Source organism: Pedobacter psychrodurus (assembly GCF_004331735.1).
Taxonomy (GTDB): Bacteria; Bacteroidota; Bacteroidia; order Sphingobacteriales; family Sphingobacteriaceae; genus Pedobacter; species Pedobacter psychrodurus.
Window position 1 is genome coordinate 135,378 of record NZ_SJSO01000015.1, and the last position, 10,384, is coordinate 145,761.

Consider the following 10,384-nt stretch of genomic DNA (forward strand, 5'->3'; position numbering starts at 1 on the left):
GCCTAGTGTGTTTTTACTTGTTGATTACGTTTGCTTAAAACTGCTTTGTATTCTTTAGGGAATACTTTTACGAAATGAGCAGATTGAGTTTTCCAGTCGCTTAAGATAAACTCAGCTACTCTACTGTCTGTTAAGCGGATATGCGTTTTAAGTAAAGCTAGAATACGCTCTTCATCTTCAGCTTGTAGCGGATCTAAATCGACCATTTCTTTATTGCATTTGCGTGCAAAAGTTCCATTAGCGTCATAAATCCAGGCCACACCACCACTCATACCAGCAGCGAAATTGCTTCCGGTATCACCAAGAATCAGCACTTCACCACCTGTCATGTATTCACAACCGTGATCGCCCACTCCTTCAACAACAGCTGTTGCACCAGAGTTACGTACTGCGAAACGTTCGCCAGCCTTACCGCGGGCAAATAACTCACCCGAAGTTGCGCCATAAAGGGCAACGTTACCGATAATGATATTTTGTTCAGGGATAAAGGTTGAGTTTGAGAAAGGATAAATAGCCAATCTTGCTCCCGATAATCCTTTACCTACGTAATCGTTCGCTTCACCTTCTAGTGATAATGTTACCCCACGGGTATTAAAAGCACCGAAACTCTGTCCGGCTGAACCTACAAATTTAAAGTTGATCGTATCTGGAGGTAAGCCAGCTCCTAAATGAACTTTCGAGATTTCATTCGATAACATGGTACCCAGTGCACGGTCGGTATTTTTAACATCGAAACTAGCAAAAACTGGTTCGTTATTATCAATAGCAGGTTGTGCTGCAGCAATTAATTTATGATCTAAAACATGATCTAAACCATGATCCTGACCTTCAGTGTTAAATAAAGGCAAGCCATTGTCTTCAGCTTTATATAATATGGCCGATAAATCAAGGTGTTTCAATTTCCAATCTTCAGCTGGCAATTCGCGCGCTTTTAGAATATCTGCCTGACCAATCATTTCGTGGATGGTTCTGAAACCTAATTCAGCCATAATCTCACGTAATTCTTCAGCAAGGAAATAAAATAAGTTGACCACATGATCTGCATCACCAGTAAATAGTTTTCTTAATTCCGGATCTTGTGTAGCAACACCAACCGGACAAGTATTTAAGTGGCATTTACGCATCATAATACATCCCGAAGTTACCAGGGCTGCTGTAGCAACACCCCATTCTTCGGCACCTAATAATGCTGCAATAGCAATATCTCTACCTGTTTTAAGCTGACCATCTGTTTGTAACACGATACGGTTACGCAGTTTGTTTTTCACCAAAGTTTGGTGCGCTTCTGCTAAGCCTAACTCCCAAGGTAAACCAGCGTGTTGGATAGAAGTTAAAGGAGAAGCTCCCGTTCCACCATCAAAACCTGATACCAAAATAACATCGGCATGTGCCTTAGCCACACCAGCAGCAATGGTACCTACGCCAGCTTTAGAAACCAATTTCACATTGATCCGAGCTGCACGGTTAGCATTTTTTAAATCGAAAATTAACTGCGCTAAATCTTCGATCGAATAAATATCGTGGTGAGGCGGAGGAGAAATTAAACCAACCCCTGGTGTAGAGTGACGAACTTTTGCAATCCAATCATCCACTTTATGTCCTGGTAATTGACCACCTTCTCCTGGTTTAGCACCCTGAGCCATTTTAATCTGTAGCTCATCAGCATTGGTTAAGTAGTAACTGGTTACACCAAAACGTGCAGAAGCAACTTGTTTAATTGCAGAACGCATACTATCGCCATTTGGCAATTTGGTATAACGCATTTCATCTTCACCACCCTCTCCGGTATTGCTCTTTCCACCGATGCGATTCATGGCAATGGCTAAAGTAGAGTGTGCCTCATGAGAAATTGAACCAAACGACATCGCACCAGTAGCAAATCTTTTTAAGATTGCCTCGGTAGATTCTACTTCATTTAAAGGTACAGAAGGGCGGCTATAGTTAAATTCGAACAATCCACGAATGGTATAAGCTTGTTGAGTTTGCTCATTAACCAATTTAGAGTACTGTTTAAAAATATTGTAATCGTTTTTACGGGTTGCATTTTGCAACAAGTGAATGGTTTGCGGGTTAAACAAATGCGCTTCACCTTTACGACGGAATTTATAAGTTCCACCTGCTGGCAACAAGTTTTCGGTTTGCGTTAACGGGCCAAAACTGCGGTGATGTTTAATTAACGTTTCTTTTGCAATTTCATCCAATCCTAAGCCACCAATACGCGAAACTGCACCAGTGAAATAAGTGTTTACTACTTGTTTATTTAAACCTAAAATCTCGAAAATCTGCGCACCTTGGTATGATTGCAAGGTTGAGATTCCCATTTTTGAGAAAATTTTAAGTAAACCGCTATTTACTGCGTAGATATAGTTCTTAGTAAGCTGTTCTGCTGATAAAGCCGATTCTTCTTTAAACTCATTAATAGTTTCCAAAGCCAGGTAAGGGTTAATCGCAGTAACACCAAAGCCCAGTAATGTTGCGAAATGATGTACTTCCCAAATATCACCAGCCTCTACTACAATACCCACAGCACCACGGTATCCTTTGCGGATTAAGTGATGGTGTACAGCAGAAACCGCCAATAAAGAAGGCATTGCAGCATGCTCAGAGTCAATAGCTCTATCGGTTAATACAATTACCTGGAAACCATCTTCAACGGCATCAACTGCATAACGGCACAAACGGTCTAAGGCTTTTGCCATAGCGCCTGGCTTGCCATCAGCCCTGAAATAAGTCTGTAAAGTTTTCGCCTGGAAAACCCCTGTATCAATACTTCTTAATTTCTCTAATTCCTGATTGGTTAAGATGGGGTGTTTAATGGCTACACAGTGTGCTTGTTTTGGTGTTTCTTCCAGCAAGTTACCCATGCTCCCCATAAAACTGGCCAAACTCATTACCACTTTCTCCCTGATCGGGTCGATTGGTGGGTTGGTTACCTGTGCAAATAACTGCTTAAAATAAGATGATAAATGCTGAGGACGTTTTGATAAAATAGCCAATGGCGTATCGGTACCCATCGAACCGATTGGTTCTTTACCTTCAATCGCCATTGGTTTAAGCAAAAGATCTACATCTTCCCTGCTGTAACCAAAAACCTGTTGATATTTAAAAATAGATTCAGTAGATAAGCCAGTGAACATTACACGTGGTTCAGGTAATTCCTCCAAACGGATTTGATATTGGTTAATCCAATCGGCATAAGGGCTTTTACCACAAACTTCTTCTTTAATTTCGTTATCGCTGATAATTCTACCTTGCTCCATGTCTACAACGAACATTTTGCCAGGCGTTAAACGACCTTTTTCGATTACAGTACTTTGATCGATGGCTAATGCACCAGCCTCAGAGCCCATAATTACACGGTCATCAGAAGTAATGGCATAACGAGACGGGCGAAGACCATTACGATCTAAAGTAGCGCCGATTAATTTACCATCAGTAAAAGCAATCGCTGCAGGTCCATCCCATGGCTCCATTAAAGTAGCATGGAATTCGTAAAATGCCCTTTTAACAGGATCCATATCTTCGTTGCCATCCCATGCCTCTGGTACCAACATCATTAATACATGAGGCAGGGTTCTTCCAGAGTGAAGTAACAATTCAATAACATTATCTAAACAGCCTGAATCTGAATTGGTTTCATCAATTACAGGCAATAACATATCTAATTCTTCCGGCGTAAAGTAAGCCGAAGCAAAAGACTTAACGCCGGCTCTAAACCAGTTTAAATTTCCTTGTAAAGTGTTGATCTCACCATTGTGTGCAATAAAGCGGAATGGCTGGGCCAACCTCCATGAAGGGAAAGTATTGGTTGCAAAACGTGAGTGAACTAAACCTAAAGCAGAAACCATGCGCTTATCGGTTAGATCGGTGAAATATGTACGTACCTGTAAAGAAGTAAGCTGACCTTTATATATAATGGTTTGCGCAGAAAGCGAAACGATATAAAAATCTTTACCACCGTGAACGGTGTTTACGATCAGTTTAATCAGGTAATTTTTAAAAATATAAAGTTTACGTTCGAAATCTGCTCCTGGTGCTACTGCATAAGGACGGGCAATAAATACTTGCTCAATTTCTGGTTCAACAGAAAGGGCCATATTGCCAATATCTGTGGTGTCCACATCAACTTTTCTAAAACCTAAAATTTCTAGGCCAAGTTTTTCGGCGGCACGGTAAATCAATTCTCTGCACTCTTCTCTCGATCTGATATCCTTTGGCATAAATAACATACCTACACCATAATTATTGGTTTCTGGTAGGCTAAAGCCAGCTTTTAAACATTCGTCGTAAAAAAATTCGTGAGGAATCTGAATCATAATACCTGCACCATCGCCTGTATTTGGTTCTGCTCCACATGCCCCTCTATGATCTAGATTCTCTAAAATAGTAAGTGCATCAGAGATGATTTGATGCGATTTTCGCCCTTTCACATGTGCAACGAACCCAATACCGCAGGCATCGTGTTCAAATTGCGCATCGTACAATCCACTGTTTGGTTCCATTCTTTGCTCGTTAGTTGTTAGTGTATAGGAAACACTAAGATACGAAAAACAAATTTTAAATTACAGAGTTGACACGATTTTTAGAAAAATTTTAGTCCTTATGTAATTTAAAGTCTTTGTATTGAAAAAATGATAATGATATCGATTAATAATTATCATATTTATAATGGTAATATTATACAATAAACTCGCTTTTTCCGCTAATTTCCTGCCTAAATCGTTTTAATTATTGATTTATTCATGAATATTTAATTTATATACAAATACAAGCACCTTATATATTACTTATGTCGTATTTTCTTCTATCATCTAAAAATACACATTTAAATTTTATTAATTTACTAATCAGCCACATAGCCTAAAAGAGAAAAAAAATACAATAATGCATTTCGCGAAACAACTTCTTTTTCTACCTTTGTGGCCGGGCAAGTCTTTTACGACCAGCTCCCTTTGAACTCCCCCAGGGTGGGAACACAGCAAGGGTAGAAGGTTGTAGCGGTGCGATAGAAGGTGCTTGCCCTTTTTTTCTTTTCCCTTAATCCCCTGAAGGGGGAATTAAATTCTTCAGGGTTCAATCATAGAAACTCAAATATTTAAGAATTTATAACCATGAAATTTTTTATTGACACAGCGAATCTTGATCAAATCAAAGAAGCGCAAGATCTTGGCATTTTAGATGGCGTAACTACTAATCCTAGCTTAATGGCTAAAGAAGGTATTACAGGCGAAGAAAATGTAATCAAACATTATAAAGCAATATGCGATATCGTTGATGATAACGTGAGTGCTGAAGTTATTGCAACTACTTTCGATGAAATTATTAAAGAAGGTGAAGCTTTAGCAGCTTTAAACCCAAAAATCGTAGTTAAAGTTCCGATGATTAAAGATGGTGTTAAAGCCATTAAATATTTCTCATCAAAAGGAATTAAAACAAACTGTACTTTAATTTTCTCTGCCGGACAGGCTTTATTAGCTGCCAAAGCTGGCGCTACTTATGTTTCTCCATTTTTGGGCCGTTTAGATGATATTTCTAGCGATGGCCTGGTTTTAATCGAAGATATCAGAACTATTTTTGATAACTACGGTTACGAAACTCAGATTTTAGCTGCATCAATCCGCGGACCATTGCATATTGTAAACTGTGCAAAATTAGGCGCTGATGTAATTACTGCACCATTGGCTGCTATTGTTGGTTTATTAAAACACCCACTAACCGATAGCGGTTTAGCCACATTTTTAGCTGACCATGCTAAAGCAGCGGGTAAATAAGTTTTGAGCATTGAGCTTGGAGTGTTGAGTTCCAGGCGCATACAAAAGTCCTAAGTTATTATTTAACTTAGGACTTTTTTGTTTTATGGAAATGTAAGAGGTGTAATGGATGATGGGCTAATTTCAGATTCCATCATCCGTCTTCCATTTTACATCTTATTTTAGAGAGCATAAACAGTGCTTATCGGTTTAAGCAGCCCTGCTTTCCATTATATTCCGGTAATTTTTCAGGAAAGATAAATTACTCTAATACCGGAATGCCATTTCAATCAGGTCTAGGTGGCCAGGGCATCTTACGAAATCTCAATGGGCATGCGCTTGGAAGGATTTCGTAAGTATTAGGTGGGGAAAAGCGTAATAGGATTTCAGAAGCTTCTGACTTACGAAGTTATTCATCCGCTCCTTCCCTTTCTAAACTTCGTAAGTCATCGCATTATTCTGCGTTAACGATGGAAACGGCATCCTTTTTGGCTGTTATCATGAGAGGTCAGTTTTAGAAAAAACAAAGGAGTTGGGATGACAAGATACGGGGTATCGTCATTCCCAACTTGATTGGGAATCTTAATGCCTTTGTACGGGTTTGTAGGTTGCATTAAGATTCCCGCCTGCGCGGGAATGACGAACGATTTTTAGAATCTGTCATTGGTAACGTAATCGAAGCACAGCCAAAAAGATATAGTGTACAGTGTGTTAAAACGCCCAAATCATTATCATGGATGATGTAAGATGGATAAAGGTTGAGTTGTAAACTACATCTTCCGTCTTCCCTATTCCATTTTACTTTACACTAAAGACTCACGACTAAGGACTTCCTTTATTTTCTCGTAGCTAATCTGCTCATCTGGCTCAATCAGAATGCCCTTCACTCCTGCCCCATTTGCAGCTTCAACATCTCTTGGTTTATCGCCGATCATAATAGATTGTGCCGGGTCGATATCGTACATATCAATTGCATCCAGGATCATTCCCGAAGCAGGTTTTCTGCATTTGCATTCTCCACCAACAGTTGGGTGGTGTGGGCAATAATAAAAACCAGCAATATCGGCTCCTTTGGCTATAAAAGCATTGCGAAGCATTTGGTGCATAATGGCCAGTTCTTGTTCTGTATAACGTTTTAAGGCAATACCGCCCTGATTGGTAATTACAATCAAAAGATAACCTTCTTCGAATAGTTTTTTTAATACCGGAATTTGGTAATCTAAGATTTTAAAATCTTCAACACGGCAGATGTAATCATATATTTCGTGATTGAGTACACCATCACGATCGAGAAAAATAGCTTTATTCATTATTGAGATATGAGTATTGTGATATGAGATATGAGATTCAGACCTCGTTTATAATTTCGCCAAAATAACTGAAAATTAACCGCAAAAGAAAGCCCAATCTAATTAAAGATCGGGCTTAATCATAAAAATTTATTTGGTTTTGGTTATTTTAAATTCAATCCTGCTTTGTGGCCTTTTATCGCAAAATACAGAATGTACAAGTAACATGGTAATACAGTTAAAAGATATGCCAATTGAAAGTTGACATGCAATTTTTCATTTAAGAAAGCGTACAATAATGGCATTAAAGCACCACCTGCAATACCCATAATCATAATGGCTGAACCGATTTTGGTGAATTTGCCTAAGTGGCTAATACCTAATGGGAAAATTGCCGGCCACATTAACGAATTGGCTAAACCCAATAAGGCTACGAAAATTACAGCGAACCAGCTTGAGATAGCAAAAGATAAAATGGTAAATATGATTCCTAAAATAGCACAAATTCTAAGTGCTTTTTGTTGAGAGATATATTTTGGAATCGTAATGATACCAATAATATAACCTATTAACATACTGAAAAGCGTAATAGAAGTTAATTTTCCGCTAATCTCTGCGCTAATACCCAACTCGCGACCGTAAATACCGATAATATCACCAGCCATAACCTCTGCGCCTACATATACAAAAATACAAAGTGCACCCAGGAATAAGTGTGGGAACTGAAAAATGCTTGTATGTTTTACTACTTCTCCTTTGGATTCGTCGATCGCATCTTCTTCTACCTCAACTTCTGGAAGGTTAGTGAATTTAATAAAAATTGCAAAAAGGCAGAAAACGATAGCTAAAACAATGTAGGGCATATTTACTCGGCCCAAAACATCATTTAATAATTGCTCGTGAACAGCGCCAGTAGCCGCTTTGATCTGTTTTTCCACTTCTGAAGCATTTTTCAAAAACAGACTCCCCATAATCAAAGGCACAATCATTCCAGCAAATTTATTACAGATACCCGCAATGCTGATGCGTTTTGCAGCACTTTCTATTGGGCCGATAATGGTTAAGTAAGGGTTTGATGCGGTTTGGAGCAAAGCCAATGCTGCACCCTGAACAAAAATTCCGGTTAAAAACAAACCAAAAGTTCTGGTTTGAGCCGCAGGTATAAATATTAAAGAACCTAAGCCTAAAATTACTAAACCTAAAACAATTCCATTTTTAAAGCCAACTTTCTTCAGTATCCACGATGATGGCAGTGCTAAAAAGAAGTAAGCCATGTACGATGCAAAGGTTACAAAGAATGCCTGTAAGTTTGATAAGCCGAAAGATAATTTAAAGAAGGGAATTAATGTTCCGTTTGCCCAGGTTACAAAGCCAAAAATAAAGAATAGGGCACAAATAATAATAAGTGGTTTAGGCCCTTGCGTTCGGCCCGAGTTTGTTGTTTGTTGCATAAAGTTTTGGTTCGGTTTAATTTGATAGGACCAAACTAAACAAATATTTTAATATTATATAAATCAAACGTTTGCGCGATTTTAACTTTAACAGATTATATCGTTAATTTGAGCTCACGCACCTAAAACCTGTATGTTCTAAGCCTGTATCAACAGAAGTTTTCATTCTCGAAGTTACGCGGTAACCTTTGCAATAAGAGGCATTACACATAAAAGAACCGCCCCTTACCACTTTTTTAGGTACGGTTGGCTCCATAGGATCGTAGCTGTCTGACGGACCTTTAGGATTGTTGCTCAACCCTGAAAGCGTACTGTAATATTCTGGGCGGTACCAATCGCTGCACCACTCCCATACGTTGCCCGCCATATCATAAAGCCCATAACCATTCGGCTTAAATTTTTTCACTTCGGCTAAGCCATTAAAACCATCCCAATTGGTGTTTTTAACCGGAAAGCTCCCCTGCCAGGTATTGGCTTTTACTTTACCTTTTTCTATATCTTCATTCCCCCAGGGGTATTTTTCATTTTTCAAAGCACCTCTTGCAGCATACTCCCACTCCGCTTCTGTTGGTAAACGTTTACCCGACCATTTACAATAGGCCATGGCATCATCCCAGGATACATGTACTACCGGAAAGTTTTCTTTTCCTTTAATATTGCTGTTTGGGCCTTGAGGATGTTTCCAATCGGCGCCTTTAACCCAACGCCACCATTGCGAAGCATCGTTTAAAGAGGTAACACTTTTAGGCTGATAGAAAACCAAAGATGCTGCCACAAACACACTGTCAGGCGGTTTTGGCGTACCTGCCGGAAGCTGTTTTTTCATTTCTTCCCAATCGGGTTTACGTTCGGCAGTAGTAAGGTATCCGGTTGCATCTACAAACTTTTTAAAACTGGCATTGGTTACTTCAGTAGCATCAATCCAGAAAGTAGAGACTTTAACCTGGTGTTGAGGGTATTCGTCATCTCTACCTTCTTTATCTGAAGCACCCATGGCAAACTCGCCGGCAGGAATTAAAATCATGCCTTCATGACTTACTTTATTATTGGAAGCGAAACTTGAAGAATCTTTTACCGCACCAAAACGACTTGGCATGTTTTTTTCGCATGAGGCTAATGAATCTTGCTTGTGTTTAGCCTGTTCTTCTTCTTTGGCTTTATTGGATTGGCAAGATAATATGGAGAGTGTCTGCAAAAAAAGTAAGGCAAGAAGTGATTTATGCATAGGATAATATTAAATTAGGAGCGATAAAAATATCAATTAAGTTTAAAAAAGAGAAGCTAAATAATTAATTCGCCTATAAATCAATACACTAACGCGTTTCGCAATTTTTTATTTGCAGGAAACACTCTATAACCCTATATTTGCACCACTTTAAAGGAAACAGATAACGTTTTTAAACAAAGTAGATTCCGTAGCTCAGCTGGTAGAGCATTACACTTTTAATGTAGTGGTCCTGGGTTCGAATCCCAGCGGGATCACACCAAAGACTATCAAAATGTATAAACCCCTGCAATCGCACGATTAGCAGGGGTTTTACTTTTAGGGAATTGCCAAAATTCGCACGAATTCACAAAACTTTGGTGAGTGATTCGGGATCAAGCAAAAAAGTTGGGGATTTGAGAATTTTATTTAATTTTGTTCAACATTATTATTTTGGACACCTCGATACTATCTTTTATACTTCCTGAAGGCTTAACCGAATACTTTGAACTTGATAAGTTTGAACTTTCTGAAGGCTCTTATCATATTTATCTTTTAGAAAAAAACATTCACCCTGAGGAGTATTCAGGTGAGAAATTGATTTCTAAAGGCTTTTTCGATGAAATTACCGTTCGAGACTTTCCCTTACGTGGCAAGCCTTGTTTTTTGAAAGTGAAGCGACGTAAGTGG

The 10,384-nt window shown here is 38.9% G+C and carries 6 protein-coding genes, 1 tRNA gene and 1 other RNA gene; 4 read left to right on the plus strand and 4 right to left on the minus strand.

Annotated elements, in window-relative coordinates; genetic code table 11:
- Nucleotides 1-2: 2 nt before the first annotated feature.
- Complete coding sequence (gene gltB, locus EZ456_RS17285) at nt 3-4,502, minus strand: glutamate synthase large subunit (RefSeq protein ID WP_131532272.1); 4,500 nt, start codon at nt 4,500-4,502, stop codon at nt 3-5.
- Nucleotides 4,503-4,925: 423 nt separating this feature from the next.
- On the opposite strand from gltB, the gene ffs reads away from it, so the two are divergent.
- Together ffs and fsa are read left to right on the plus strand one after the other, a co-directional pair.
- Nucleotides 4,926-5,025: signal recognition particle sRNA small type (gene ffs, locus EZ456_RS17290), an RNA gene on the plus strand.
- Between the two features lie 86 nt (nt 5,026-5,111).
- Nucleotides 5,112-5,771: a fructose-6-phosphate aldolase gene (gene fsa / locus EZ456_RS17295; protein ID WP_131532274.1), complete on the plus strand. Its 660-nt coding sequence runs from the start codon at nt 5,112-5,114 to the stop codon at nt 5,769-5,771.
- A 782-nt stretch (nt 5,772-6,553) separates the two neighbouring features.
- On the opposite strand, the gene EZ456_RS17300 is transcribed toward fsa, so the two are convergent.
- The 3 genes from EZ456_RS17300 to EZ456_RS17310 all read right to left on the minus strand — a co-directional run bounded on the left by EZ456_RS17300 (nt 6,554) and on the right by EZ456_RS17310 (nt 9,715).
- Entirely contained in the window at nt 6,554-7,060 is a 507-nt protein-coding gene (locus EZ456_RS17300) for a D-glycero-alpha-D-manno-heptose-1,7-bisphosphate 7-phosphatase (RefSeq protein ID WP_131532276.1), read from the minus strand.
- A 143-nt stretch (nt 7,061-7,203) separates the two neighbouring features.
- Complete coding sequence (locus EZ456_RS17305; RefSeq protein WP_131532278.1) at nt 7,204-8,490, minus strand: sugar MFS transporter; 1,287 nt, start codon at nt 8,488-8,490, stop codon at nt 7,204-7,206.
- A gap of 103 nt (nt 8,491-8,593) precedes the next feature.
- Nucleotides 8,594-9,715 carry a formylglycine-generating enzyme family protein gene (locus tag EZ456_RS17310; protein WP_131532280.1) on the minus strand — a complete coding sequence of 374 codons (1,122 nt, stop codon included), beginning with the start codon at nt 9,713-9,715 and terminating at the stop codon, nt 8,594-8,596.
- 184 nt (nt 9,716-9,899) lie between these two features.
- Here EZ456_RS17310 and EZ456_RS17315 point away from each other — a divergent pair.
- A tRNA-Lys gene (locus EZ456_RS17315) sits at nt 9,900-9,972 on the plus strand.
- Nucleotides 9,973-10,147: 175 nt separating this feature from the next.
- Nucleotides 10,148-10,384, plus strand: a 237-nt coding sequence (locus tag EZ456_RS17320) for an ISAon1 family transposase N-terminal region protein (RefSeq protein WP_131532281.1), incomplete at its 3' end; no start/stop codon positions are given.